Here is a 25,434-nt window from a genome sequence, read left to right as displayed (position 1 = left end):
GGGGGAGAAATCGGTTGACGCGGCAGGCGGTGTTGCAACGATTGTATCTCGTATTGTGAAAAAAGCGAACGCCGTTCGAGGAAGTCCTCGTTTCGCGCACAGCGGGCTTGCGCGCGAACCGGCGTTGGTCTTGCTGGCCAAACGGCGGATAATGAGAGCCGTTTTCTCGAAGGAGCACGTATGCGAGTCGGTTTGTTCGTGACCTGCCTGGTCGATCTGATGCGTCCCGAAATCGGTTTCTCGGCGCTCAAGCTGATTCGCGACGCCGGTTACGAGGTGATCGTGCCGCCCGCGCAGACCTGCTGCGGCCAGCCGGCGTACAACTCGGGCGACCGCGCGCTCGCGCGCGATCTCGCGGAGAAGACGCTGCGCGAGTTCGAGCAGTTCGATTACGTCGTCGCGCCGTCCGGTTCGTGCGGCGGAATGATTCGCGCGCACTATGGCGACCTGTTCCGCGACGATCCCGAACTGATGGGGCGCTATGGGCGGTTCCAGCAGAAGGTCTACGAACTGACCGATTTCCTCGCGAACGTCGCCAGGGTTTCGCTCGAGCCGGGCGAATTCACCGGGCCCGTCACCTATCACGACTCGTGCTCGGGCCTGCGCGAGCTCGGCGTGAAGGCGCAGCCGCGCGCGCTGCTCGCGCAGCGCGGCGTCGCGCTCACCGAGATGAAGGACTGCGAGCACTGCTGCGGCTTCGGCGGCACGTTCGCGGTCAAGTACGGCGACATTTCGGCGGCCATCGCGGACGAGAAATGCGCGAACGTGCGGGCGTCGGGCGCGGGCGCCGTCGTGCTCGGCGATCTCGGCTGCATGCTGAACATCGAAGGGCGGTTGCGCCGCACCGGCGACCGCGACACGCGCGTGCTGCACGTCGCGCAGGTGCTGGCGGGCGACGTCTGACGCCCGGTTCCGCTCACTTTCCTCCCCGATACCGCGATGCAAGTCCAATCGATGCATTTCAAGGCGCGCGCCGGCCAGAAGCTGGCCGACCAGCGCCTGCAGCAGAACCTGAAGAAGCTGTCGACGAAGTTCGTGTCCGCGCGCGCCGACGCGATGACCGCGATCGACTTCCCGGCCACGCGCGCCGCGCTCAAGGCGCGCCGCAACCGCGCGCTGGAGAATCTCGACGTGTGGCTCGAGGCATTCGAGCGCGAGGCGACGCGACGCGGCACGACCGTGCTGTTCGCCGAAACGACCGCGGATGCCGCGCGGCTCGTGGCCGACATCGCGCGCCGTCACGACGTGAAGAAGGTCATCAAGACCAAGTCGATGGTGTCCGAGGAAATGCGCCTGAATGCGGTGCTCGCGGAGATGGGCGTGCAGTCGATCGAGACGGACCTCGGCGAATACATCCTGCAGATCAACGACAACGAGCCGCCGAGCCACATCATTGCGCCCGTCGTGCACAAGGACAAGGACGAGATCGCCGACCTGTTCGCGCGCACCCACCATCGCGAGCGGCTCACCGAGATTCCGGACATGACGCGCGAGGCGCGCGAAGTGTTGCGCCCGCATTTCATGTCGGCCGACATGGGCGTGACGGGCGGCAACTTCGTGATCGCCGAGACGGGTTCGGTCGCGATCGTGACGAACGAAGGGAACGAGGGGATGTGCACGGTGATGCCGCGCGTGCATGTCGCGGTGACGGGCATCGAGAAGGTGTTGCCGACGCTCGAGGATCTCGCGACCGCGATGCGCCTGCTGCCGCGATCCGCGACGGGGCAGAAGACGTCGAACTATTTCTCGCTGCTGACCGGGCCGCGCGGCCCGGGCGACGAGGATGGCCCCGAACACAACTACGTGGTGCTCGTCGACGGCGGCCGCACGGGGCTGATCGGTGGCGAGTTCCAGGAGATGCTGCGCTGCATCCGCTGCGGCGCGTGCATGAACCATTGCCCGGTTTACCAGAAGGTCGGCGGCCATGCATACGGCTGGGTCTATCCCGGCCCGATGGGCTCGGTGCTGACGCCGAGCTACGTTGGCCTCGACCGCGCGCTCGACCTGCCGCAGGCCGCCACGCTATGCGGCGAATGCGACAGCGTGTGCCCGGTCGGGATTCCGTTGTCCGGCCTGCTGCGCACGCTGCGCGAGAAGCAGGTCGAACGGCACCTGCGGCCGTGGCGCGAGCGGGCGGCGCTCGCCGCATGGGGTTTCTTCGCGCGGCGGCCGATGCTGTACGCGCTGACGACCAAGCTCGCGGTGCGCGTCCTCGAGCGGCTGGGCGGCAACGGCGGCACGCTGCGGCGCCTGCCGATGATGGGCGGCTGGATGGACACGCGCGACATGCCGACACCGACGGGGCGCACGTTCCGCGAACTCTACGCGGCATCGCAAAGCCACCTCGGCTGACGACTGTTCATCGGGCGGCAACAGTGCGTTCGCTATTTGCATATTTATCTCGATAGATGCGGTCTATAGAATCCTGTCTGTAGTCCCCGGAATTGGGTTTCGGGGAACGAGGTCAAGGAGGTCCGCATCATGAGAAAGACAATATCGATGTACTGGCCGCTGGTTATCGTGGTTCCGCTGGCCGCGGCTGCCTATCTGCACGCAATGGCCGATGCGCCGTCGCGCGGTCCGCTCGCGGTTCACCAGGCGTCCGCCGAGCTGGCGCGCGCGGTGTCGTTCGGGCTGGTCGACGACGCGGCGAAGCCGCTGCCGGCCGCATCCGGCGACGTCGTGCTCGCGGCGCCGAAGGCGCTGTAATGCACGGCGCCGTCGCTTTGCGCGGCGGCGCGATTTCGGGCGCCTTTGTATAATGGCGTGCTCTTCTCCCACGCGGTCCGCCGCGGCTTTTCGATAGTGCGATGACCCGCGTTGCGATCTGTTTCGTCTGTCTCGGCAACATCTGCCGTTCGCCCACTGCGGAAGGCGTGATGCGCCATCAGGTCGACGCGGCCGCGCTGGCCGACCGGATCGCGATCGATTCGGCCGGCACCGGCGACTGGCACGTGGGCGAGCCGCCCGACACGCGTGCACAGGCCGCCGCGCACAGCCGTGGCTACGATCTGTCGGCGCTGCGCGCGCGGCAGGTGAGTGCGGCCGATTTCGAGCGTTTCGACCTGTTGCTCGCGATGGACGAAGCCAATCTCGCGGAATTGCACCGGCGCTGCCCGCCGCAGCATCGCGACAAGGTGCGCCTGCTGATGGAATTCGCGGCGGACACGACCGAAACCGAAGTGGCCGATCCGTATTTCGGCGGCGCGCAGGGCTTCGAACAGGTGCTCGATCAGGTCGAACGCGCGTGCGCGGGCCTGCTGGAGACGCTTCGGGCCCGCACGGAGCGTTGATCGCGCGGTATTCAGCGATCTGCGAATACCCTATCAAAGGCATGGATACTTGACTAAATCTGTCAAATATTTATACTTGACCAAAATCGTCAAGATTGCAGTCCCCTAGACACCATGAGACTCACCACCAAAGGCCGTTTCGCCGTCACGGCGATGATTGACTTGGCACTGCGCCAGGAGCAGGGCCCGGTGACGCTTGCAGGCATCAGCCAGCGCCAGCGGATTTCGCTCTCGTATCTCGAACAGCTGTTCGGGAAGCTGCGCAGGCATGAAATCGTTGAATCCGTGCGCGGCCCGGGCGGCGGCTACAACCTCGCGCGTCGCGCGCAGGACGTCACCGTTGCCGACATCATCATTGCGGTCGATGAGCCGCTCGACGCCACGCAGTGCGGCGGCAAAGGCACGTGCGACGGCTCGAAGCAGCCCGACGGCCATTGCATGACGCACGAGCTGTGGTCGACGCTCAACCAGAAGATGGTCGAATACCTCGATTCGGTGTCGCTGCAGGATCTCGTCGATCAGCAGCGCGCACGCGAGGGTGCCCCCGCGGTGCTGCGCGATCGGCGCACGGCGGAGCCCGTCGCCGCGCCGGCCGAGCCGGTGCGCACGATGCCGCTCGGCCCCAATTCGGTGTTCAACATCGCGAGTTCGTGAGCGCCAAGGCGCCCGCCATACCCCATAACGCACATAGTCCCTGCACAGAATACCCGGAGCGACAGATGACCCAAGAGACTCTCCACCTGCCCATCTATATGGATTACAGCGCGACGACGCCCGTCGATCCGCGCGTGGTCGACAAGATGGTGCCGTACCTGCGCGAGCAGTTCGGCAACCCGGCGTCGCGCAGCCACGCATACGGCTGGGACGCGGAGCGCGCGGTCGAGGAAGCGCGCGAGCAGGTGGCCGCGCTCGTGAACGCGGATCCGCGCGAGATCATCTGGACGTCCGGCGCAACGGAATCGGACAACCTCGCCATCAAGGGTGCCGCGAACTTCTACAAGGGCAAGGGCAAGCACATCATCACGGTGAAGACCGAGCACAAGGCCGTGCTCGACACGTGTCGCGAGCTCGAGCGCGACGGTTTCGAAGTCACCTACCTCGACGTGAAGGATGACGGCCTGATCGACCTCGACGTGCTCAAGGCCGCGCTGCGCCCCGACACGATTCTCGTGTCCGTGATGCACGTGAACAACGAGATCGGCGTGATCCAGGACATCGAGACGATCGGTGAGATCTGCCGCGAGAAGGGCATCATTTTCCACGTCGACGCCGCGCAATCGACCGGCAAGGTCACGATCGACCTCGCGACGCTGAAGGTCGACCTGATGTCGTTCTCGGCACACAAGACCTACGGCCCGAAGGGCATCGGTGCGCTGTATGTGCGCCGCAAGCCGCGTGTGCGCATCGAAGCGCAGATGCACGGTGGTGGCCACGAGCGCGGCATGCGTTCGGGCACGCTGCCGACGCACCAGATCGTCGGCATGGGCGAAGCGTTCCGTATCGCGCGCGAGGAAATGGCGACCGAGAACGAGCGCATCCGCATGCTGCGCGACAAGCTGCTGCGCGGCCTGTCGCAGATCGAGGAAACGTACGTGAACGGCGACATGGAACAGCGTGTCCCGCACAACCTCAACATCAGTTTCAACTTCGTCGAAGGCGAGTCGCTGATCATGGCGATCAAGGACGTCGCGGTGTCGTCGGGCTCCGCGTGCACGTCGGCGTCGCTGGAGCCGTCGTACGTGCTGCGTGCGCTCGGCCGCAACGATGAGCTCGCACACAGCTCGATCCGCTTCACGGTCGGCCGCTTCACGACGGAGCAGGAAGTCGACTTCGTGATCAACCTGCTGAACAGCAAGATCGCGAAGCTGCGTGAACTGTCGCCGCTTTGGGAAATGCACCAGGAAGGCATCGATCTGTCGACGATCGAATGGGCCGCACACTAATACCGCATTGAATGCACCCGCGGGCGGATTGGCGCACGCAGACGTAACGAGTCAAGGAGTCTGAGTCATGTCTTACAGCAACAAGGTTCTGGATCACTACGAAAACCCGCGCAACGTCGGTTCGTTCGCGAAGGACGACGACACGGTCGGCACGGGCATGGTCGGCGCGCCGGCTTGCGGCGACGTGATGAAGCTGCAAATCCGCGTCGGCGCGGACGGCGTGATCGAAGACGCGAAGTTCAAGACCTACGGTTGCGGTTCGGCGATCGCGTCGAGCTCGCTCGTGACCGAATGGGTGAAGGGCAAGACGCTCGACGAGGCGCTCTCGATCAAGAACACGCAGATCGCCGAAGAGCTCGCACTGCCGCCGGTGAAGATTCACTGCTCGATCCTCGCGGAAGACGCGATCAAGGCAGCCGTGGCCGACTACAAGAAGCGCCACGACACGAAGGAAGGCGATCAGGCAGCGGCCTGAGCGGCATCGAGCGGCTTCAGAAGGAAACGCGGCGAACCCCGGTGGCGCGCCGCGGCAAGGACATCATGGCAATTACACTGACCGAAAAAGCAGCACAGCACGTCCAGAAATACCTCGTCCGTCGCGGCAAGGGGGTGGGCCTGCGGCTTGGCGTTCGCACGACCGGGTGCTCGGGGCTCGCGTACAAGCTCGAGTATGTCGACGAGCTGGCTCCCGAGGATCAGGTGTTCGAGAGCCATGGCGTGAAGGTCATCGTCGATCCGAAGAGCCTCGCGTATATCGACGGCACCGAGCTCGACTTCGCCCGCGAAGGCCTGAACGAAGGGTTCAAGTTCAACAACCCGAACGTGAAGGACGAGTGCGGCTGCGGCGAATCGTTCCGCGTGTGACGCGGATCTCCGCGCGATGCGGGCAAGAGGCGGCACGGGCCGCCTTTTTAATGTGCGGCGTTTGCCGCGCGACGAACCGGAATTGAACGCGACGATGGTCTCGCTGAAAGACAGCCACTTCGACCTGTTTCATCTGCCGGCGCAATTCGCGCTCGACGAGGCGGTGCTCGACGCCGCCTATCGGACGGTGCAGACGCAGGTGCATCCCGACCGCTTCGCGGCGGCCGGCGACGCGCAGAAGCGCATCGCGATGCAATGGGCCACCCGCGCGAACGAGGGGTATCGCACGTTGCGCGATCCGCTGAAGCGCGCGTCCTATCTGCTGTCGCTGCGCGGCGTCGACATCGGCGCGGAAAACAATACCGCGATGGAGCCCGCGTTCCTGATGCAGCAGATGGAGTGGCGCGAAAGCATCGAGGATGCCGCGGCCGCCCGCAATGTCGACGCGCTCGATGCGCTGCTTGCCGAGTTGCGCGACGAGAAGCGCGTGCGCGTCGAACGCCTCGGCACGCTGCTCGACAGCGGTGCCGATCAGGCTGCAGCAGAGGCCGTGCGCCAGCTGATGTTCATCGAACGGGTCGCGTCGGAAGTGGGCGCGCAGATCGAGCGCCTCGAAACTTAACCGCGTGCCTTGCGGCACGCGCAGCAAACGGGCCGAGCGCCCGAACGAACCAAGATGGCTTTACTGCAAATTTCCGAACCGGGCATGGCGCCGGCACCGCATCAGCGGCGACTCGCCGTCGGGATCGATCTCGGCACGACCAACTCGCTCGTCGCGGCCGTGCGCAACAGCGTGGCCGAAGTTCTGCCGGACGAAGCGGGCCGTGTGCTGCTGCCGTCGGTGGTCCGTTACCTCGAGAAGGGTGGCCGCCGCATCGGTCACGAAGCGAAAGAGCAGGCCGCGACCGATCCGCGCAACACGATCGTGTCGGTCAAGCGCTTCATGGGCCGCGGCAAGGCCGAGGTCGAAGGCGCGGCGAACGCGCCGTACGAATTCGTCGATGCGCCGGGCATGGTGCAGATTCGCACCATCGACGGTGTGAAGAGCCCGGTCGAAGTGTCGGCCGAGATTCTCGCGACGCTGCGCTATCGCGCCGAGGATTCGCTCGGCGACGATCTGGTCGGCGCGGTGATCACGGTGCCCGCGTATTTCGACGAGGCGCAGCGTCAGGCGACCAAGGATGCCGCGCGCCTCGCGGGCCTCAACGTGCTGCGCCTGCTGAACGAACCGACCGCCGCGGCGATTGCCTACGGCCTCGACAACGCGGCCGAAGGCCTCTACGCGGTGTACGACCTCGGCGGCGGCACGTTCGACCTGTCGATCCTGAAGCTGACGAAGGGCGTGTTCGAAGTGCTGGCTGCAGGCGGCGATTCCGCGCTCGGCGGCGACGATTTCGATCACGCGCTGTTCGGTCAGGTGCTCGCGCAGGCCGGCATCGACGCGAAGACGCTGGCGCCCGAGGACGTGCGTCTGCTGCTCGATCGCGTGCGCGTGCTGAAGGAAGCGCTGTCGTCCGCGCCGCAGGCGTCGCTCGACGTGACGCTGTCGGGTGGCCAGCATCTCGTGCAGACGATCTCGCACGACACGTTCGCGTCGCTCGTCGAGCCGCTCGTGCAACGCACGCTCACGCCGACCCGCAAGGCGCTGCGCGACGCGCAGGTGACGCCGGCCGACATCAAGGGCGTTGTGCTCGTCGGCGGCGCGACGCGCATGCCGGTGATCCGCGACGCGGTCGCGAAATACTTCGGCCAACCGCCGCTCGTGAACCTCGATCCGGACCAGGTCGTCGCGCTCGGCGCGGCGATCCAGGCCGACCTGCTCGCGGGCAACCGCGGCACCGGCGACGACTGGCTGCTGCTCGACGTGATTCCGCTGTCGCTCGGTGTCGAGACGATGGGCGGCCTCGTCGAGAAGATCATTCCGCGCAACTCGACGATTCCGGTCGCGCGCGCGCAGGAATTCACGACCTTCAAGGACGGCCAGACCGCGATGGCGATCCACGTCGTGCAGGGCGAGCGGGAGCTCGTCGCCGACTGCCGGTCGCTCGCACGCTTCGAGCTGCGCGGCATTCCGCCGATGACGGCCGGCGCCGCGCGGATTCGCGTGACCTATCAGGTCGACGCCGACGGCCTGCTGTCGGTGTTTGCGCGCGAACAACTGTCGGGCGTCGAGGCGTCGGTCGTCGTGAAGCCGTCGTACGGCCTTGCCGACGACGACATCGCGAAGATGCTCGAGGACAGCTTCAAGACCGCCGAAATCGACATGCGTGCACGCGCGCTGCGCGAAGCGCAGGTCGAGGCCCAGCGGATGCTCGAGGCGACGCAGGCCGCGCTGGCGGCCGACGGCGAATTGCTCGATGCGGACGAGCGCACGCAGGTCGACGCGCTCGCCGCGGCGCTGCGCGCGGTCGCGCAAGGCGACGATACGAATGCGATCGAAGCCGCGACCAAGACGCTTGCCGACGGCACCGACGAATTCGCGGCGCGCCGGATGGACAAGAGCATCAAGCGCGCGCTGTCGGGCCGCCGTCTCGACGAAATCTGAATCTACGAACTGCGCATCGGCCGGCGACGGCCCGCGCGATAATGAACCGTGCGGCGCCCGCCGCCGCACCCTGACTGACGGAACGGACATGCCTCAACTGGTGGTGCTGCCTCACGTCGAACTGTGCCCGGACGGTGCAGTGATCGACGCGACGCCCGGCAAGAGTATCTGCGACAACCTGCTCGACCATGGGATCGAGATCGAGCATGCATGCGAGAAATCGTGCGCGTGCACGACGTGCCACGTGGTGATCCGCGAAGGCTTCAACGATCTGACGCCGTCCGAGGAGGACGAGGACGATCTGCTGGATAAGGCGTGGGGCCTCGAGCCGACGTCGCGCCTGTCGTGCCAGGCGATCGTGAAGGAAGATTCGGACCTGGTGGTCGAGATTCCGAAGTACTCGATCAACCACGCGAAGGAAAACCACTGACAGGAACCGGAGGCAGGCGATGAAATGGACCGATTCGCGTGAAATAGCGATTGCGCTGGCGGACAAGCACCCGGACATCGACCCGCAGCGGATCAACTTCGTCGACCTGCGCCAGTGGGTGCTCGAACTCGACGGTTTCGACGACGATCCGAAGCACTCCGGCGAGAAGATCCTCGAAGCGATCCAGGCGCACTGGATCGACGAATCGGACTTCGACGAAGAGGACTGAGTACGGCGTGCACCGCAATGGCGCACTTGGCCTGCGATAAAAAACGGCTCGTGATTGCTCACGAGCCGTTTTTGTTTTCAGGTCGCGCCGCCCACGCACGACACGCGGGCAGGGAACGCTTACACGCCGACCAGCGTGCCGTTCTCGACCCGCACGCGCTGGCCCTGGCCGAACGGCGGTGCGTTGTGGTACGTGAACGTGCGCGTCGCGCCGCTTTCCATCTGCACTTGCACCTGATAGTCGGTTTCCGCGCGCACCTGCTTCTCGACCTGGTTGCCGGCGAGACCGCCGCCCAGCGCGCCGATGATCGTCATCGCGGTGCGGCCGTTACCGTGGCCGAACTGGTTGCCGAGCAGGCCGCCGGCCGCGGCGCCGCCCACGGCGCCGATCCCCGAGCTTTGGCCCGGCGTGCGCGTCTGCGTGATCGCGACGACCGTGCCGCAGCTCTGGCAGTAGGTCTGGGCAGGCGCCGACGGCTGCTGCGCGTATTGCGGCGGCTGCGGGGCCGCGGTGTGACGGCGGTGCGTCGTCGCCGGGCGCGGCGCGGGCTTCGGTTCGGCCTGCGCGATCGCCTTCTGCTGCGCGGCGGCTTGCGCGGCGGCCTGTTCGGCTGCCTGCTGCTGGGCTTGCGCGGCCAGCGCGGCGCTTGCCGCTGCGGCCGTATCGACGGCCGGCTGCGATGCGATCAGCGCAGCCTGGGTCTGGCCGTTCTGTTCGTTGCTGCTGCTGGCCTTCGGGAAGACGCCCGTGATTGCTGCCGTCGCCGCGAGGCTGGCGACGATGACGGCACCGGCTGCGGTGGCGATGAGCGGGTGGAGGCGTTGCTTTTGCGGCGTGGTCTGATTCTGGTTGTCCATTTTTTTCTCCGATGTCGATCCGGATCGGCACGTTGGCGCCGGGCCGGATCCCACGCTTCGGGAGCGAGCAGACTCGGCGTTCCTGCGCCTTGTTCTGGTCCCGTGGTCATGCGTGGTGACGCAAACGGAGTGTCGTATACCGGCGCGGGGCGCACCGTATCAAGGTGTAACGAATTGCAGCAGGGCGCCGGCGATCGTGACCGGGAAAACCCGGGGGAGGCCGTCGCGACGAGGGAATAAAACGGGGGAGGATCGAGAGCCGGCCGACGCCGGCTGGCGGGATTTACGCGTCGTTACAAAGCTGATGCGTGCGCGCCACGGGGCGCGGCGCACACGCGGGCGCGGCGATCAGTCTTCGCGGCGCAGATGGGGGAACAGCAGCACGTCGCGGATCGTCGGGCTGTCGGTCAGCAGCATCACGAGACGGTCGATGCCGATCCCGCAGCCGCCGGTCGGAGGCATCCCGTATTCGAGCGCGCGGATGTAGTCGGCGTCGAAGAACATCGCTTCCTCGTCGCCCGCATCCTTCTGCTCGACCTGCTTCTTGAAGCGCGCGGCCTGGTCTTCCGGATCGTTCAGCTCGGAGAAGCCGTTCGCGATCTCGCGGCCGGTCATGAACAGCTCGAAACGCTCGGTGATGCCCGGCACCGTATCCGATGCGCGTGCGAGCGGCGACACCTCGACCGGATAGTCGATGATGAACGTCGGCTCCCAGAGTTGCGCTTCGGCCGTTTCCTCGAACAGCGCGAGCTGCAGCGCGCCGATGCCTGCGTTCAGGAACGCCGGCTGCGACACGTCGACGCCGAAGCGCTTCAGTTCGGTGCGCACGAACGCGTCGTCCGACAGCTGGCCGTCGGTGTACTGCGGCGCGTACTTCTGGATCGCCTGCGTGATCGTCAGCCGATGGAACGGCTTCGCGAGGTCGAGCTCGCGGCCCTGGTACTGGATCGTCGCGGTGCCGAGCGCATCGATCGCCGCCTGGCGGATCAGCTGCTCGGTGAAGTCCATCAGCCAGCGATAGTCGGTGTACGCGGCGTAGAACTCCATCATCGTGAATTCCGGGTTGTGACGCGGCGACACGCCTTCGTTCCGGAAGTTACGGTTGATCTCGAACACGCGCTCGAAGCCGCCGACGATCAGGCGCTTCAGGTACAGCTCCGGCGCGATGCGCAGGAACATCTGCATGTCGAGCGCGTTGTGATGCGTGACGAACGGCTTCGCCGTTGCGCCGCCCGGGATCGGGTGCAGCATCGGCGTCTCGACTTCCATGAAGTCGGCCGAATCCATGAACTTGCGGATCGACGCGATCGTCTTGGTGCGTGCGCGGAACGTGTCGCGCGTTTCCGGCGTGACGATCAGGTCGACGTAGCGCTGGCGGTAGCGCATTTCCTGGTCGGAGAGGCCGTGGAACTTGTCCGGCAGCGGACGCAGCGCCTTCGACAGCAGGCGCAACTCCTTGCACTGGACCGACAGCTCGCCCTTGTTGGTGCGGAACAGCACGCCGCGCGCGGCGACGATGTCGCCGAGGTCCCACTTCTTGAATGCGTCGTAGGTTTCCGCGCCGACGTCGTTCGGCGTCACGAAGAACTGGATCTGGCCCGAACCGTCCTGCACCGTCGCGAAGCTCGCCTTGCCCATCACGCGCTTGAGCATCATGCGGCCGGCGACCGACACCTCGACCGGGTTCGCTTCGAGCGCGGCCTTGTCCGAGTCGGCGAATTTCACCTGGAGATCGGCCGCGTGATGCGTCGGCCGGAAATCGTTCGGGTAGGCGACGCCTTGCTCGCGCAAGGCGCGCAGCTTCTCGCGGCGCTCGGCGATGATCTGGTTTTCGTCCGCTGCGACGGCGGGCTGCGTTTGGGTCGGTTCGGTCATGATGGTCGGAATTCGGATTGGTGCGGCAACGCAAACGGGAAGGGCGGCGCGGCCAGGCCGCGCCGCGGCGCTTACACGCCCTGTTTGAGGCTCGCGCTGATGAAGTCGTCGAGATCGCCGTCGAGCACCGCGCGGGTGTTGCTCATTTCGACGTTCGTGCGCAGGTCCTTCACACGGCTCTGGTCGAGCACGTACGAGCGGATCTGGTGACCCCAGCCCACGTCGGTCTTGCTCGACTCGAGCTTGTCCTGCTCGGCCTGACGCTTGCGCATTTCGGCTTCGTACAGGCGCGACTTCAGCATCGCCATCGCTTCGGCGCGGTTGCGGTGTTGCGAGCGGTCGTTCTGGCACTGCACGACGATGCCGGTCGGCATGTGCGTGATCCGCACGGCCGAGTCGGTCTTGTTGATGTGCTGGCCGCCCGCGCCCGACGCGCGGTAGGTGTCGATGCGCAGGTCGGCCGGGTTCACCTCGACTTCGATCGAGTCGTCGATTTCCGGATACACGAACACCGACGAGAACGACGTGTGGCGGCCGCCCGACGAATCGAACGGCGACTTGCGCACGAGGCGGTGAATGCCCGTTTCGGTGCGCAGGTAGCCGTACGCGTATTCGCCCGAGACCTTGACCGTCGCGTTCTTGATGCCGGCGACGTCGCCGTCGGACTCTTCGAGCACCTCGGCCTTGAAGCCCTTGCGTTCGCAGTAGCGCAGGTACTGGCGCAGCAGCATCGACGCCCAGTCGCACGCCTCGGTGCCGCCGGCGCCGGCCTGGATATCGATGAAGCAGTTGTTCGGGTCGGCCGGGTTCGAGAACATCCGGCGGAACTCGATGTCGCCGACGCGCGCTTCGAGTTTCGCGGCATCGTCTTCCGACGCGACGAGGGTATCTTCGTCGCCTTCCTCGCGAGCCATCTCGAACAGGTCGAGCGCGTCGCGCAGGTCGCTATCGAGCACCGTCAGCGTCGAGACGACGCCGTCGAGCAGCTTCTTTTCGCGGCCGAGTGCCTGGGCGTTCTTCGAATCGCTCCAGACGTTCGGGTCTTCCAGTTCCTTGTTGACTTCAATCAGACGCGCAGCTTTGGCGTCGTAGTCAAAGATACCCCCGGAGCTCGCCCGCGCGATTGCGCAGGTCGAGCAGGGAGCTTTCGATCGCGTTGAGACGTTCCGCTTCCATGATCGCTCGCTATTCTTGCTTCGTAAAAAAGCGGAATTATAGCCGATCGGCAGGGTTGCCCGGTGACGCGAATGGTGCCCGCATGCGCGCCGCGGCCCCGTCCGGCGCGGCAGGCATGCGTTGGCGGGCACCGCGGGCCGGGCGGCCCGCGCTCAGCCGGCCGCGTGCTCGACGATCAACTGGACGCGCGTGACGCCGTTCCACGTGTCGGCGACGAGGCGGTATGCGATCAGCGCGCTCGCCGGCAGCGGCTCGGTGTGGTTGAACCAGATCGCGTTGAAGCGCTGGCGGCCGCGCGCAAGCTGCAGCTTCAGGTGCTTGTCCTTCACGAGCGACTGCGACACGACGTCGAATTCGCCCGAGAAAAGCGGGGCCGGAAAACCTTGCCCCCAGACGGCCTCGTCGAGCAGCCCGACGAACTGCGGCGTGAAATACGCATCCTCGAGTTCGCCGTCGGTCTCGATCACGCGGGCGAGCGCGTCGTCGGACAGCCATTCGCGCGCAACGGCCTCGAACGCGGCCGCGAAGCGCGGCACGTTCTCGGTGTCGAGCGTGAGGCCGGCCGCCATTGCGTGGCCGCCGAACGCGACGATCAGGTCCGGTTCGCGTTTCGACACGAGGTCGAGCGCATCGCGCAGGTGAAAACCGGCGATCGACCGGCCCGAACCCTTGACGCGCTTGCCTTCCTCGTCGGCGTGCGCGAACGTGAACGACGGGCGGTGGAATTTTTCCTTGAGCCGGCCGGCGACGATGCCGATCACGCCCTGGTGCCACTCGGGGTTGAACAGCGTGATCGTGCACGCGTCTGCCGGGTCGACGTCGGCGAGATCGGCGAGCGCCTGCTGCTGCATGCCGGCCTCGATCTCGCGGCGCTCGCGGTTCATCACGTCGAGCTGCTGCGCGAGATCCCACGCGCGGCCGATGTCGTCGGTGATCAGGCACTCGATGCCGAGCGACATGTCGGAGAGCCGCCCCGCGGCGTTCAGTCGCGGGCCGAGGCCGAAGCCGAGGTCGAAGCCCGACGCGGTGCGCGCTTCGCGCGCGGCGGCGCGGAACAGCGCGGCGATGCCCGGCTGCATGCGGCCGTTGCGGATGCGCTGCAGCCCCTGTGCGACGAGCACGCGATTGTTGCCGTCGAGCCGTACGACGTCGGCGACGGTGCCGAGCGCGACGAGGTCGAGCAGGCCGTCGAGGCGCGGCTCGGCTTCCTTGCTCGCGAATGCGCCGCGGCGGCGCAGCTCGGCACGCAGCGCGAGCAGCACGTAGAACATCACGCCGACGCCGGCGATATTCTTGCTCGGGAACGCGCAGCCGGGCTGGTTCGGGTTGACGATCGCACGGGCGGCGGGCAGCGCGTCGCCGGGCAGGTGGTGGTCGGTCACGAGCACGTCGATGCCGCGCGCGTTCGCGGCTTCGACGCCCGCGACGCTCGCGATCCCGTTGTCGACGGTGATCAGCAGATCGGGCTTGCGCGCGGCCGCGAGCTCGACGATCTCGGGCGTGAGGCCGTAGCCGTATTCGAAGCGGTTCGGCACCAGGTAGTCGATTTGCGCGCCGAACATGCGCAGGCCGCGCACCGCGACCGCGCATGCGGTCGCGCCGTCGCAGTCGTAGTCGGCGACGACCAGCAGGCGTCGCTGGTCGGCGATCGCGTCGGCGAGCAGCGACGCCGCGTCGGCGCAGCCTTTCAGCTCGGTGGGCGGAACGAGGCGCGCGAGTGCGGTCTCGATGTCGGTCGGGGACTGCACGCCGCGCGACGCGTAAAGGCGCGCGAGCACGGGATGCAGGCCGTGACGCGCGAGCACTTCTGCGTCGGCGGGCGCGACGGGGCGGGTAACGATCCGGGTCATTCGGGCTCTGCTTGTTATTCGAACAGGGAGGCGAGCGCGCGGCGGCGCCAGAACTTGCGCAGGTCGCCGCGCGTCGCGTGTAGCGTCACGGAACTCGTGTCGCCGCACAGCGTGAAATCGACGCTTGCCAGCGCGCCGTCCTGCAGCGCGGCGAGGGCCGGTGCGAACCAGTCGCGCTCGAGCGCGGCGAGCCCATCGTGCCAGCGTGCCCAGTCCTGCTCGATGAACGGGGTGGTGAGCGCCGGCAGTTCGACGAGCGTCGCGCCGTCGGCGGCGGGCAGCGTGCCGAACGCGGCCGGGGCAGGGCCGGCTTCGGCTTGCGCGGCGCGCGCGAGGCCGAGCGCCGCGGGCGATTCGGACAGCACGCGCGCGAACGGCTTGCCGACCGGCTTCAGCGTGCCCTGCGCATGGAACCAGATCGAATTTACGGCCGGCAGGCCACGCGCCTCGCGGGCTTCGTTGACCGGGTGCTGGAACCACGCCATCTGCACTTCGTTCTGCAGTTTCATCCACATCCGCGAGCGCTCGCCCGTGTGGGCCTCGTGCGGCAGCCAGATCTCGATGTTGCGGCCGCTCGCGCGCAGCGGCGCGGCGCCGGCGAGCCGGGCGAGCTGTTCGCTCGACAGGTACCAGCGCGCCGGATTCGGCGCTTCGAGCCGCACGCCGAGCTCCTCGATCAGCGGCCGCGCGACCGCGAGCAGTGCGGCGGCGTCGCCGTCGTCGAGCGCGAGGGCGGCCGGATCGACGAGCACGAGGTGATCGTGCGCGATTTCGACGTGCACGGGCTCGACGCACGCCCACGCTTGCGCGCCGGGGTCGCCGCCGTCCGCCAGCAGCATGTAGGGCGCGAGCGGCGCTTCGTCCGCGGCGTTGCCCCGGGTCGCGCCGAACTGGCGGGCCAGCCAGCGCTCGTGCGGCAGCGTGCGCTGGAAGTCCTCGCCGGCCACGCGCTCGACGAGACTCGCGCGGGCGAGCAACTTTTCGAGCGCGGGGCTGTCCAGCGTGTGCAGGGACGAGGCCGCATCGGCCGCCGACGGCAGCGCGAACGGAACGAGAAAATGGAGGCGTCGGTCGTGCATGATGGTGCGCATTGTATGGCAAACTGCGCGCGTGATCGGGCCGGCTGACGGCCCGTTCGCGTCCGGCGGCCGTTTTCCGACCGTGCCCGGGCCGGTGGCCGCCGCCGGGCGGCGGTCCGGCCGCGGGGCGTCTCCCCGCCGTAACCAGCAGAAAGGATTCGCTTGAAACTTCCGTACGAATGGCAGATCGGCTGGCGCTACACGCGCGCCGGCAAACGCACGACCGGCAACGGCTTCATTTCCTTCATCGCGCTCGTGTCGATGCTCGGGATCGCGCTCGGCGTCGCGGCGCTGATCGTCGTGCTGTCGGTGATGAACGGCTTCCAGAAGGAAGTGCGCGACCGCATGCTGTCGGTGCTCGCGCACGTCGAGGTGTTCTCGCCGACGGGCTCGATGCCCGACTGGCAACTGACTGCGCAGGAAGCACGCCGCAATCCGTCGGTCGTCGGCGCGGCGCCGTACGTCGATGCGCAGGCGCTGCTGACGCGCCAGGACGCGGTGAGCGGCGTGATGCTGCGCGGCGTCGAGCCGACGCTCGAGCCGCAGGTGTCCGACATCGGCAAGGACATGAAGGCCGGGCAGCTCGCCGCGCTCGTGCCGGGCCAGTTCGGCATCGTGCTCGGCGACGCGCTCGCCGGCAACCTCGGCGTGACGATCGGCGACAAGGTCACGCTCGTCGCGCCCGAGGGCTCGATCACGCCGGCCGGCATGATGCCGCGCCTGAAGCAGTTCACGGTCGTCGGCGTGTTCGAGTCGGGCCATTACGAATACGACAGCACGCTCGCGATGATCAACATCCGCGACGCCGAGGCGCTGTTCCGGATGTCCGCGCCGACCGGCGTGCGGCTGCGGCTGACGGACATGCAGAAGGCGCCGCAGGTCGCGGTCGAGCTGTCGCATACGCTGTCGGGCAGCCTGTACATCCGCGACTGGACCCAGCAGAACAAGACGTGGTTCTCGGCCGTGCAGATCGAGAAGCGGATGATGTTCATCATCCTGACGCTGATCATCGCGGTGGCCGCGTTCAACCTCGTGTCGTCGCTCGTGATGACGGTGACCAACAAGCAGGCCGACATCGCGATCCTGCGCACGCTCGGCGCGCAGCCGGGTTCGATCATGAAGATCTTCGTCGTGCAGGGCGTGACGATCGGTTTCGTCGGCACGGCGTCGGGCGTCGCGCTCGGCTGCCTGATCGCATGGAGCATCCCGTGGCTGATCCCGATGATCGAGCATCTGTTCGGCGTGCAGTTCCTGCCGCCGTCCGTGTACTTCATCAGCGAGTTGCCGTCCGAACTGGTCGCGAGCGACGTGATCCGGATCGGGCTGATCGCGTTCGTGCTGTCGGCCGTCGCGACGCTTTATCCGAGCTGGCGCGGCGCGAAGGTGAAGCCGGCGGAGGCGCTCCGCTATGAATGACCGCGCGACCGCATTCGCGGATTCACGACAACACAACAGACAGGATTCGGCAGGTATGCAGGAATACGTGCTTCAGGCGCGCGGGATCACGAAGGCGTTCGTACAGGGCGGCTTCAACGTGCAGGTGCTCAGCAATACCGAACTGACGGTGCGTCGCGGCGAGAAGCTCGCGGTCGTCGGCGCGTCGGGTTCCGGGAAAAGCACGCTGCTGCACGTGCTGGGCGGGCTCGACGAGCCGAGCGCGGGCGAAGTGTCGCTGCTCGGCAAGCCGTTTACGCAACTCGCCGAACGCGAGCGCAACGAGTTGCGCAACCGCGCGCTCGGCTTCGTCTACCAGTTCCATCACCTGCTGCCCGAATTCACCGCGCTCGACAACGTCGCGATGCCGCTGCGCATCCGCCGGATGACGACCGAGGATGCACGCGAGCAGGCCCAGACGATGCTCGAGCGGGTCGGTCTCGGCCCGCGCGCGAAGCACCGGCCGGGCGAGCTGTCGGGCGGCGAGCGGCAGCGCGTCGCGATCGCGCGCGCGCTGGTCACGAAGCCGGCATGCGTGCTCGCTGACGAGCCGACCGGCAACCTCGACGGCACGACGGCCGACACGGTGTTCAACCTGATGCTCGAACTGTCAGAGACGCTCGAAACGAGCTTCGTGATCGTCACGCACGATCCCGATCTCGCCGCGCGCTGTGACCGCATCATGCGGCTGCGCGACGGCGTGCTGCACGAGGAGCCGGCGCTGCCGGTCTGAACGCACGCCCTTCGCGCGGTGCCGGGTGCATCCCGGCACCGCGCAAGGGCGCAGGAATGCTGCCATGTGGATCGATACGCACTGCCATCTCGATGCCGCCGAGTTCGACGCCGACCGCGACGCGGTCGTGCGTGCGGCGTGCGCGGCCGGCGTGTCGCGCATCGTGATCCCGAGCATCGGGCGCGACAACTTCACGACGGTGCGCGAACTCGCGCAGCGCACACCGGGCGCGGTCTATGCGCTCGGCATCCATCCGATGTATACGCCGCAGGCGCGCGACGAGGATCTCGACCGGCTGCGCATGGAGATCGAGGCGAGCCTCGACGATCCGCGTTTCGTCGCGATCGGCGAGATTGGTCTCGACTATTTCGTGCCGGGGCTCGACGAAGAGCGGCAGCAGTTCTTCTATCAGGGGCAGCTCAAGCTGGCGCGCGAATTCGACCTGCCCGTGCTGTGCCACGTGCGCAAGTCGCAGGATCGCGTGCTCGCCGGGCTGCGCCGGTTCGGCGTGCGGCGCGGCATCGCGCATGCCTTCAACGGCAGTTTTCAGCAGGCTGACGCGTATCTCGCGCAGGGGCTCCATCTCGGCTTCGGCGGCAACGTGACCTTCGCACGCGCGCTGCAGATTCGCCGGCTCGCGGCGCAATTGCCGCTCGACGCGATCGTCGTCGAGACGGATGCGCCCGACATCGCGCCCGAATGGGCGTACAAATCCCGCAATACCCCCGACCAGGTGCCGCGCATCGGCGATGTGCTCGCCGAACTGCGCGGTCTGGACGCCAGTTCACTCGGTCTATCCACTTCGGCCAACGCACTCGCCGCGCTGCCGCGACTCGCCCTTTCGTCCGCATAATCGTTGCTGGTAGGTGCCGCATTCGTCAGGGCGGCACCCGGTCGACGAGGAGGCGGGATGCGCGTGTGGTGGATCGCGTTCGCGCTCGGCGTCGTCGTGCTGCAGCGGCAGGCGGCGTTGCCGGGCGCGATCGGATGGGCGGCCGGTGCGCTCGCGCTCGCGGGCTGCATGGCTTTGGGCGCGTGGTGCATGCGTCACCCGCGCACGCGTGCGACCGTCGCGCTCGGATGGGGTGTGTGCGCAATCGCGGCCTGCGTGGCGGGGTTCGGTTATGCGGCCGCGCGGGCCGAATGGCGGCTGAGCGACAGCCTGCCCGTCGAATGGGAAGGGCGCGACATCGTCGTCACCGGCGTGATCCGGGGGTTGCCCGTCGTGGACGAGACGGGCGCGCGACTGCTGTTCGCGGTCGAGTCGAACGATGCGGGGCTGGCCCGTTTTCCTCCGTTGATCCGGTTGTCGTGGCGCGCGTATGGCCCATCCGCGACACGCGATCCGCTTCCCGACCTGCGTGCCGCGCAGCGCTGGCGCTTCGTCGTGCGCCTGAAGCACCCGCACGCCGAGGCCAATCCCGGCGTGCGCGACAGCGAGGCGGCGTGGCTTGCCGCAGGCATTCGCGCGATCGGTTATGTCAGCGCGCCCGGGCGGGCCGAATTGCTCGATGCGCGCGCAGCGGGATGGCGTGCAACGATCGATCGGCTGCGCGACGCGCTGCGGGCACGCATCGGCGAGACGCTCGGGGTCGACGCCGGTCATCGCGGTATCGTCGCCGCGCTTGCGATCGGCGATCAGTCGGGCATCGGCGACGACGACTGGCGCGTGCTGCGCAACACCGGCACGAGCCATCTGGTCGCGATTTCCGGTCTGCATGTCGGGCTCGTCGGCGCAATCGCGGGCGGGCTCGTGGCGATGGTCTGGCGGCGCGTGCGCTGGCGCGCGCGGGCCGCGACGCTCGTGTTGCCGGCGCCGTACGCGGCGTCGCTTGCCGCGCTGGCGGCCGCGGCCGGTTATGCGGCGCTCGCAGGCTTCAACGTGCCGGCGCAGCGCGCATGGTGGATGATCGCGGCGGGCGGCGTCGCGTATCTGGCCGGGCGCAGCGTACCGACCTCCGCGGTGTGGTGCGCGGCAATCGGCGGCGTGCTGCTCGCCGATCCCTGGGCCGTGCTGTCGGCCGGGTTCTGGTTGTCGTTCGGGGCGGTCGGCGTGATCCTGCTGACCGTTGCCGGCTGGCGCGCGGCGCGCGAGGTCGACGCGGAGGACGTCGAGCGGGACGCTACGCCTGACCTGTCGAGCCGGTTGCGCGCGTGGGGCACGCGCGTCGCGCGCCGTGTCGCCGAGGCCACGCGCGTGCAGTACGCGGTGACGATCGGTCTCGCGCCGCTGACGGCGGCGTGGTTCGCGCAGATTTCCCTGTCAGGTCCGTTCGGCAATGCGTTCGCGATTCCGTGGGTGAGCACGGTCGTGACGCCGATCGTGCTGGCCGGCATCGCGTTGCCCGCGCCGCTCGATGCGCTCGCGTTCCGGCTCGCGCATGCGGCGCTCGAACCGATGATGGTGCTGCTCGGGCACCTCGCCGACTGGCCTGCCGGCGTGTTCTGGCTGCGCATGCCCGACTGGCCGGTGCTGGCGCTGGCATGCGTGGGCGTCGCATGGGCGCTGATGCCGCGCGGCTGGCCGTTGCGCTGGGCGGCGCCGCTCACGTGGCTGCCGCTCGTCGCGCCGGCGGCCGATGCGCCGCCGCCGGGCGGTTTCCGGCTGACCGTGCTCGACGTCGGGCAGGGCGCGTCGGTGCTGGTGGAGACCGCGCGGCGGACCTTGCTGTTCGACGCGGGGCCGGGCGCGGAGTCGACCCACGCCGGTGCGCGGATCGTCGCGCCGGCGTTGCGCTCGCGCGGCATCGCGGTGATCGACTCGCTCGTGCTCAGTCACGCGCACGCCGATCACACGGGCGGCGTGCCGGCCGTCTATGCGGTAGCCGACGTGCGCCAACTGCTGGCCGGCATTTCGCCGAAGAGCGGGCTGTGGCGCGATGCGGCCGCCGCCGGCGTTGCCGACCGGCTGCCGTGCGCGGCCGGGCAGCGCTGGACCTGGGACGGCGTCGTCTTCACGATGCTCTGGCCGCACGGCGGTCCGGGCACGGGTTCGCCGAACGGGCAGTCGTGCGTGCTGCGCATCGACGCGGGCGGTACGTCCGCGTTGCTGACGGGCGACATCGAAGCGCCCGCCGAACGCCAGCTCGTGGACACTGCGCGCGACGCGCTGGCTGCGCAGATCCTGGTCGTTCCGCACCACGGCAGCCGCACGTCGTCGGTCGAGCCTTTCCTCGATTCGGTCGGGCCGCGCGTCGCGGTATTTCCTGTAGGCTATCGCAATCGTTTCGGGCATCCGCACCGGAGCGTCCTCGCGCGTTACGAGGCGCGCGGGATTCCGCTGCCGCGCACGGATCGCGACGGCGCCGTGCGGTTCGACGTCGCGCCGGCCGATGGCGGGTTCGCTTTCGAGCGTCATCGCGACGGCCAGCGGCGATACTGGATGGACCGGTGACCTCGGCGAAGGCCGCTTATCAAGAAAGCATGGGACGGGAGTAAGCGCCAAAACCCTCACTCCCGTCGACCGCGAAGCATGAGGCCGGAATAGGCGCTAAAGCGCCAACTCCGGTCGACAAAGGAGACATCGGCGTTTGAAGGACATCCTCCATTTCTCGCATGCGAACGGCTTTCCGGCATCGACGTACCGGACGATCTTTGCCGAACTGGCCGACGACTACGAGCTGCGCTACATCGAACGGATCGGTCACGACCGTCGTTATCCGGTGACGCGCGACTGGCCGCATCTCGTCGAGCAGCTGCTCGACGATATCGGCAGCCGCTACGAGCGTCCCGTCTGGCTCGTCGGCCATTCGCTCGGCGGTTACCTGTCGCTGATGGCCGCGCTGAAGAAGCCGCAATGGGTGCGCGGGGTTGTGATGATCGATTCGCCGATCATCGCCGGCTGGCGCGCCGGCGCGTTGCGCGCGAGCCAGTGGGCGGGGCTCGACGAGCGGCTGTCGCCGGCCGCCGCGACGCGCAACCGGCGCACGCGCTGGGTGAGCCGCGACGAAGTCTGGCGGCACTTCCGCGAGAAGCCCGCGTTCGCGCGCTGGGACGAACGGATGCTGGCCGACTACATCGACTACGGCATTCCGCAGGCCGGCGCCGACGGCGAGCGTGCGCTCGCGTTCGACCGGCAGGTCGAATACCTGATCTACCGGACGTTGCCGCACACGCTCGGCCCGCGGCTCGCGCACGGCGCGCCGGTGCCGCTCGGTTTCCTCGCCGGCACGCGTTCGCGCGAGGTGCGCCAAGTCGGGCTCGACGCGACTCGGCGTGCGGCGCGCGGCCGCGTCGAATGGCTCGAGGGCAGTCACCTGTTCCCGATGGAGCGGCCGCTCGAGACCGCCCGCGCATTGCAGCGGATGCTGAATTCGCTGAAGGCGGAGGAGGGTGAGGTTTCGCGGGGTGGCGCCCCGCTGGCCAGGCGCGCGTGACGCGTCGTCCGGCCGCCGGGCACGCGCCGCGGCACGTGAGGTCGCGCCGTCCGTCCGACCGGTTTGCCCCGGCTCGAAAGGCCGGCGCGGGTCCGCACGAAAGGGCGCGATCACCGCGTGTCGTCCCGGCAATTGCTGAGAAAAGGGCGGGCTTTACGGTATAATCCGTTTTTCCCGCGAGCATCCAGCGATGACCAAATATGTTTTCGTCACCGGCGGCGTAGTTTCTTCCCTTGGCAAGGGTATTGCCGCCGCTTCCCTCGCCGCGATCCTTGAATCGCGCGGTCTGAAAGTCACCCTCCTCAAACTCGATCCGTACATCAACGTCGACCCCGGCACGATGAGCCCGTTCCAGCACGGGGAAGTGTTCGTGACGGAAGACGGGGCGGAGACGGACCTCGACCTCGGCCACTATGAGCGCTTCATCAGCACGAAGATGCGCAAGGCCAACAACTTCACGACCGGCCAGATCTACGAATCGGTGATCCGCAAGGAACGCCGCGGCGACTATCTCGGCAAGACCGTGCAGGTCATTCCGCACATCACGAACGAAATCCAGGCGTTCATCGAGCGCGGGGCCGCATCGGCCACCTGCGGCGAGCCGGACGTCGCGATCGTCGAGATCGGCGGCACGGTCGGCGACATCGAGTCGCTGCCGTTCCTCGAGGCCGCGCGCCAGATGAGCCTGCGCCTCGGCCGCAACAGCGCGTGCTTCGTGCACCTGACGCTCGTGCCGTACGTCGCGACGGCCGGCGAACTGAAGACGAAGCCGACCCAGCACAGCGTGCAGAAGCTGCGCGAGATCGGCATCCTGCCGCACGTGCTGCTGTGCCGTGCGGACCGCCGCATTCCCGACGACGAATCGAAGAAGATCTCGATGTTCTCGAACGTGCCGGAAGACGCCGTGATTTCGGTGTGGGACGCCGACAGCATCTACAAGATTCCGCAGATGCTGCACGACCAGGGCCTCGACAAGATCATCTGCGAGGAGCTGAAGCTGTCGCCGCACGATGCCGACCTGAGCATGTGGTCGGAACTCGTCGAGAAGCTGGAGAACCCGAAGCACGAAGTGACGATCGGCATGGTCGGCAAGTACGTCGACCTGACCGAGTCGTACAAGTCGCTGATCGAGGCGCTGCGCCACGCACAGCTGCACACGTCGACCAAGGTCAACATCGAGTACATCGACTCGGAAGAGATCGAGTCGAACGGCGTCGACAGCCTGAAGCACCTCGACGCGGTGCTGGTCCCGGGCGGTTTCGGCCGTCGCGGCACCGAAGGCAAGATCGCGGCGATCCGCTATGCGCGCGAGGCGAAGGTGCCGTATCTCGGCATCTGCCTCGGCATGCAGCTCGCGGTGATCGAGTTCGCGCGCGACGTCGTCGGCCTGAAGCAGGCGAACAGCACGGAATTCGATCCGGACACGCCGGAACGCGTGGTCGCGCTGATCACCGAGTGGTTCGACCGCGACGGCAAGGTCGAGACGCGCACCGAGGAATCCGATCTCGGCGGCACGATGCGCCTCGGCTCGCAGCGCTGCCCGATCAAGCCCGGCACGATGGCGGAAGAAATCTATGGCAAGGACGTGAACGAACGCCATCGCCACCGTTATGAAGTCAATAACCGCTTCGTGCCCCAGCTCGAAGCCGGCGGCCTTATCATCAGCGCCCGTACCCCGAGCGAGGATCTGCCGGAAATGATGGAACTGCCGCGTTCGATGCACCCGTGGTTCGTCGGCGTCCAGTTCCACCCGGAATTCACGTCCACGCCGCGTGACGGTCATCCCCTCTTCAAGTCGTTCGTCGAAGCCGCGCTGGCCGGCAAGCAAGCGCGCGGAGTGAAAGCATGAAGCTGTGCGATTTCGAGGTTGGTCTCGACAAGCCGTTTTTCCTGATCGCGGGTACCTGCGTCGTCGAGTCGGAGCAAATGACGATCGACACGGCGGGCCGCCTGAAGGAAATCTGCGAGAAGCTGAACGTACCGTTCATCTACAAGTCGTCCTATGACAAGGCGAACCGCAGCTCGGGCAAGTCGTTTCGTGGCCTCGGAATGGACGAGGGCCTGCGGATCCTGTCCGAGGTGAAGCGTCAGCTCGGCCTGCCGGTGCTGACCGACGTGCATTCGATCGACGAGATCGAGCAGGTCGCGTCGGTCGTCGACGTGCTGCAGACGCCCGCGTTCCTGTGCCGCCAGACCGACTTCATCCATGCGTGCGCGCGCTCGGGCAAGCCCGTCAACATCAAGAAGGGCCAGTTCCTCGCGCCGCACGACATGAAGAACGTGATCGACAAGGCGCGCGACGCGGCCCGTGAAGCCGGGCTGTCGGACGACCGCTTCATGGCGTGCGAGCGCGGTGTCTCGTTCGGCTACAACAATCTCGTGTCGGACATGCGTTCGCTCGCGATCATGCGCGAGACGAACGCGCCGGTCGTGTTCGACGCGACCCACTCGGTGCAGCTGCCGGGCGGGCAGGGCACGAGCTCGGGCGGCCAGCGCGAATTCGTGCCGGTGCTCGCGCGTGCGGCGGTCGCGACGGGCGTCGCGGGCCTCTTCATGGAAACGCACCCGAATCCGGCCGAGGCGAAGTCGGACGGCCCGAACGCGGTGCCGCTGAACCGCATGGGCGCGTTGCTGGAGACCCTCGTCACGCTCGACCAGGCGGTGAAGCGCAATCCGTTCCTGGAAAACGATTTCAACTAAAGATCGAATGAACCTTGCGACGGCTTCGCGCGTCTGTAGCGAAAGCGGTT

24 protein-coding genes are annotated in these 25,434 nt (G+C 67.3%); 19 read left to right on the top strand and 5 right to left on the bottom strand.

From position 1 onward, the window contains the following. Positions 1–180 precede the first annotated feature (180 nt). The 12 genes from ACTRWB_RS22715 (at position 181) to iscX (ending at position 9,304) form a co-directional block, all read left to right on the top strand. Positions 181–903 (top strand): (Fe-S)-binding protein, encoded by a 723-nt coding sequence (locus ACTRWB_RS22715; protein WP_412021559.1) that lies wholly within the window; start codon positions 181–183, stop codon positions 901–903. A 36-nt stretch (positions 904–939) separates the two neighbouring features. Beyond that, complete coding sequence (locus tag ACTRWB_RS22710; protein WP_343494629.1) at positions 940–2,352, top strand: lactate utilization protein B; 1,413 nt, start codon at positions 940–942, stop codon at positions 2,350–2,352. A gap of 129 nt (positions 2,353–2,481) precedes the next feature. Beyond that, the gene (locus tag ACTRWB_RS22705) at positions 2,482–2,709 is read left to right on the top strand and encodes a hypothetical protein (RefSeq protein WP_343494630.1); all 228 of its coding nucleotides are present in this window, start codon (positions 2,482–2,484) and stop codon (positions 2,707–2,709) included. A gap of 101 nt (positions 2,710–2,810) precedes the next feature. Then, a complete protein-coding gene (locus tag ACTRWB_RS22700; protein ID WP_193098688.1) occupies positions 2,811–3,293 on the top strand; it encodes a low molecular weight protein-tyrosine-phosphatase in 483 nt (160 codons plus the stop codon). A 114-nt stretch (positions 3,294–3,407) separates the two neighbouring features. Beyond that, a complete protein-coding gene (gene iscR / locus ACTRWB_RS22695) occupies positions 3,408–3,947 on the top strand; it encodes a Fe-S cluster assembly transcriptional regulator IscR (protein WP_048248765.1) in 540 nt (179 codons plus the stop codon). A 65-nt stretch (positions 3,948–4,012) separates the two neighbouring features. After that, positions 4,013–5,236 (top strand): IscS subfamily cysteine desulfurase, encoded by a 1,224-nt coding sequence (locus ACTRWB_RS22690; protein ID WP_193098687.1) that lies wholly within the window; start codon positions 4,013–4,015, stop codon positions 5,234–5,236. Between the two features lie 67 nt (positions 5,237–5,303). Next, positions 5,304–5,711 carry a Fe-S cluster assembly scaffold IscU gene (gene iscU / locus ACTRWB_RS22685; RefSeq protein ID WP_006481982.1) on the top strand — a complete coding sequence of 136 codons (408 nt, stop codon included), beginning with the start codon at positions 5,304–5,306 and terminating at the stop codon, positions 5,709–5,711. A 65-nt stretch (positions 5,712–5,776) separates the two neighbouring features. Next, positions 5,777–6,100, top strand: a complete 324-nt coding sequence (gene iscA / locus ACTRWB_RS22680) for an iron-sulfur cluster assembly protein IscA (protein WP_014896627.1) — start codon at positions 5,777–5,779, stop codon at positions 6,098–6,100. A 94-nt stretch (positions 6,101–6,194) separates the two neighbouring features. Continuing rightward, positions 6,195–6,722, top strand: a complete 528-nt coding sequence (gene hscB / locus ACTRWB_RS22675) for a Fe-S protein assembly co-chaperone HscB (protein ID WP_048248918.1) — start codon at positions 6,195–6,197, stop codon at positions 6,720–6,722. Positions 6,723–6,776: 54 nt separating this feature from the next. Then, the gene (gene hscA, locus ACTRWB_RS22670) at positions 6,777–8,645 is read left to right on the top strand and encodes a Fe-S protein assembly chaperone HscA (protein ID WP_193098686.1); all 1,869 of its coding nucleotides are present in this window, start codon (positions 6,777–6,779) and stop codon (positions 8,643–8,645) included. 88 nt (positions 8,646–8,733) lie between these two features. Further along, entirely contained in the window at positions 8,734–9,075 is a 342-nt protein-coding gene (fdx, locus tag ACTRWB_RS22665; protein WP_006478392.1) for an ISC system 2Fe-2S type ferredoxin, read from the top strand. Between the two features lie 19 nt (positions 9,076–9,094). Next, complete coding sequence (iscX, locus tag ACTRWB_RS22660; protein ID WP_010091957.1) at positions 9,095–9,304, top strand: Fe-S cluster assembly protein IscX; 210 nt, start codon at positions 9,095–9,097, stop codon at positions 9,302–9,304. A 119-nt stretch (positions 9,305–9,423) separates the two neighbouring features. On the opposite strand, the gene ACTRWB_RS22655 is transcribed toward iscX, so the two are convergent. The 5 genes from ACTRWB_RS22655 to ACTRWB_RS22635 all read right to left on the bottom strand — a co-directional run bounded on the left by ACTRWB_RS22655 (position 9,424) and on the right by ACTRWB_RS22635 (position 16,141). Then, positions 9,424–10,161, bottom strand: coding sequence for a glycine zipper 2TM domain-containing protein (locus ACTRWB_RS22655; protein ID WP_446903260.1), 738 nt, complete (start codon positions 10,159–10,161; stop codon positions 9,424–9,426). A gap of 348 nt (positions 10,162–10,509) precedes the next feature. Further along, positions 10,510–12,036 carry a lysine--tRNA ligase gene (gene lysS / locus ACTRWB_RS22650; protein WP_129512494.1) on the bottom strand — a complete coding sequence of 509 codons (1,527 nt, stop codon included), beginning with the start codon at positions 12,034–12,036 and terminating at the stop codon, positions 10,510–10,512. Positions 12,037–12,107: 71 nt separating this feature from the next. Continuing rightward, positions 12,108–13,212 (bottom strand): peptide chain release factor 2 gene (prfB, locus tag ACTRWB_RS22645; protein WP_193098685.1). Its coding sequence is split into 2 segments (ribosomal slippage): positions 12,108–13,130 and positions 13,132–13,212, totalling 1,104 coding nucleotides; the frame shifts between segments, so codons are not numbered across the junction. Between the two features lie 152 nt (positions 13,213–13,364). Continuing rightward, positions 13,365–15,062, bottom strand: coding sequence for a single-stranded-DNA-specific exonuclease RecJ (gene recJ / locus ACTRWB_RS22640; protein WP_129512492.1), 1,698 nt, complete (start codon positions 15,060–15,062; stop codon positions 13,365–13,367). A 14-nt stretch (positions 15,063–15,076) separates the two neighbouring features. Next, complete coding sequence (locus ACTRWB_RS22635) at positions 15,077–16,141, bottom strand: regulator (protein WP_412021563.1); 1,065 nt, start codon at positions 16,139–16,141, stop codon at positions 15,077–15,079. Between the two features lie 162 nt (positions 16,142–16,303). On the opposite strand from ACTRWB_RS22635, the gene ACTRWB_RS22630 reads away from it, so the two are divergent. The 7 genes from ACTRWB_RS22630 (at position 16,304) to kdsA (ending at position 25,384) form a co-directional block, all read left to right on the top strand. Continuing rightward, positions 16,304–17,557: a lipoprotein-releasing ABC transporter permease subunit gene (locus ACTRWB_RS22630; protein WP_446903259.1), complete on the top strand. Its 1,254-nt coding sequence runs from the start codon at positions 16,304–16,306 to the stop codon at positions 17,555–17,557. After that, entirely contained in the window at positions 17,550–18,308 is a 759-nt protein-coding gene (lolD, locus tag ACTRWB_RS22625) for a lipoprotein-releasing ABC transporter ATP-binding protein LolD (protein WP_080970919.1), read from the top strand. The genes ACTRWB_RS22630 and lolD overlap by 8 nt, the downstream gene beginning before the upstream one ends. Positions 18,309–18,372: 64 nt before the next feature. After that, complete coding sequence (locus ACTRWB_RS22620; protein WP_129512489.1) at positions 18,373–19,161, top strand: TatD family hydrolase; 789 nt, start codon at positions 18,373–18,375, stop codon at positions 19,159–19,161. Between the two features lie 57 nt (positions 19,162–19,218). Next, positions 19,219–21,702: a DNA internalization-related competence protein ComEC/Rec2 gene (locus tag ACTRWB_RS22615; RefSeq protein ID WP_446903258.1), complete on the top strand. Its 2,484-nt coding sequence runs from the start codon at positions 19,219–19,221 to the stop codon at positions 21,700–21,702. A gap of 136 nt (positions 21,703–21,838) precedes the next feature. Continuing rightward, the gene (locus ACTRWB_RS22610; protein ID WP_048248748.1) at positions 21,839–22,684 is read left to right on the top strand and encodes an alpha/beta fold hydrolase; all 846 of its coding nucleotides are present in this window, start codon (positions 21,839–21,841) and stop codon (positions 22,682–22,684) included. A gap of 190 nt (positions 22,685–22,874) precedes the next feature. Next, positions 22,875–24,533 (top strand): CTP synthase, encoded by a 1,659-nt coding sequence (locus ACTRWB_RS22605; RefSeq protein WP_446903257.1) that lies wholly within the window; start codon positions 22,875–22,877, stop codon positions 24,531–24,533. Next, a complete protein-coding gene (gene kdsA, locus ACTRWB_RS22600; RefSeq protein ID WP_446903256.1) occupies positions 24,530–25,384 on the top strand; it encodes a 3-deoxy-8-phosphooctulonate synthase in 855 nt (284 codons plus the stop codon). The genes ACTRWB_RS22605 and kdsA overlap by 4 nt, the downstream gene beginning before the upstream one ends. The last annotated feature ends 50 nt before the right edge of the window (positions 25,385–25,434 follow it).

The sequence above is a fragment of the Burkholderia sp. YIM B11467 genome (genome assembly GCF_052952715.1).
Note: the sequence above shows the minus strand (reverse complement) of the source record. Positions and strands in the feature narration are given on the sequence as shown.

Bases quoted from the DNA above. Each gene is read 5' to 3' on its own strand.
- ACTRWB_RS22715 (WP_412021559.1), top strand. From the start codon at position 181: ATGCGAGTCGGTTTGTTCGTGACCTGCCTGGTCGATCTGATGCGTCCC.
- hscA (WP_193098686.1), top strand. From the start codon at position 6,777: ATGGCTTTACTGCAAATTTCCGAACCGGGCATGGCGCCGGCACCGCAT.
- iscX (WP_010091957.1), top strand. From the start codon at position 9,095: ATGAAATGGACCGATTCGCGTGAAATAGCGATTGCGCTGGCGGACAAG.
- fdx (WP_006478392.1), top strand. From the start codon at position 8,734: ATGCCTCAACTGGTGGTGCTGCCTCACGTCGAACTGTGCCCGGACGGT.
- ACTRWB_RS22710 (WP_343494629.1), top strand. From the start codon at position 940: ATGCAAGTCCAATCGATGCATTTCAAGGCGCGCGCCGGCCAGAAGCTG.
- iscR (WP_048248765.1), top strand. From the start codon at position 3,408: ATGAGACTCACCACCAAAGGCCGTTTCGCCGTCACGGCGATGATTGAC.
- ACTRWB_RS22705 (WP_343494630.1), top strand. From the start codon at position 2,482: ATGAGAAAGACAATATCGATGTACTGGCCGCTGGTTATCGTGGTTCCG.
- ACTRWB_RS22635 (WP_412021563.1), bottom strand. From the start codon at position 16,141: ATGCACGACCGACGCCTCCATTTTCTCGTTCCGTTCGCGCTGCCGTCG.
- hscB (WP_048248918.1), top strand. From the start codon at position 6,195: ATGGTCTCGCTGAAAGACAGCCACTTCGACCTGTTTCATCTGCCGGCG.
- ACTRWB_RS22700 (WP_193098688.1), top strand. From the start codon at position 2,811: ATGACCCGCGTTGCGATCTGTTTCGTCTGTCTCGGCAACATCTGCCGT.
- ACTRWB_RS22655 (WP_446903260.1), bottom strand. From the start codon at position 10,161: ATGGACAACCAGAATCAGACCACGCCGCAAAAGCAACGCCTCCACCCG.
- kdsA (WP_446903256.1), top strand. From the start codon at position 24,530: ATGAAGCTGTGCGATTTCGAGGTTGGTCTCGACAAGCCGTTTTTCCTG.
- lysS (WP_129512494.1), bottom strand. From the start codon at position 12,036: ATGACCGAACCGACCCAAACGCAGCCCGCCGTCGCAGCGGACGAAAAC.
- lolD (WP_080970919.1), top strand. From the start codon at position 17,550: ATGAATGACCGCGCGACCGCATTCGCGGATTCACGACAACACAACAGA.
- ACTRWB_RS22605 (WP_446903257.1), top strand. From the start codon at position 22,875: ATGACCAAATATGTTTTCGTCACCGGCGGCGTAGTTTCTTCCCTTGGC.
- recJ (WP_129512492.1), bottom strand. From the start codon at position 15,062: ATGACCCGGATCGTTACCCGCCCCGTCGCGCCCGCCGACGCAGAAGTG.
- iscU (WP_006481982.1), top strand. From the start codon at position 5,304: ATGTCTTACAGCAACAAGGTTCTGGATCACTACGAAAACCCGCGCAAC.
- iscA (WP_014896627.1), top strand. From the start codon at position 5,777: ATGGCAATTACACTGACCGAAAAAGCAGCACAGCACGTCCAGAAATAC.
- ACTRWB_RS22690 (WP_193098687.1), top strand. From the start codon at position 4,013: ATGACCCAAGAGACTCTCCACCTGCCCATCTATATGGATTACAGCGCG.
- ACTRWB_RS22620 (WP_129512489.1), top strand. From the start codon at position 18,373: ATGTGGATCGATACGCACTGCCATCTCGATGCCGCCGAGTTCGACGCC.
- ACTRWB_RS22615 (WP_446903258.1), top strand. From the start codon at position 19,219: ATGCGCGTGTGGTGGATCGCGTTCGCGCTCGGCGTCGTCGTGCTGCAG.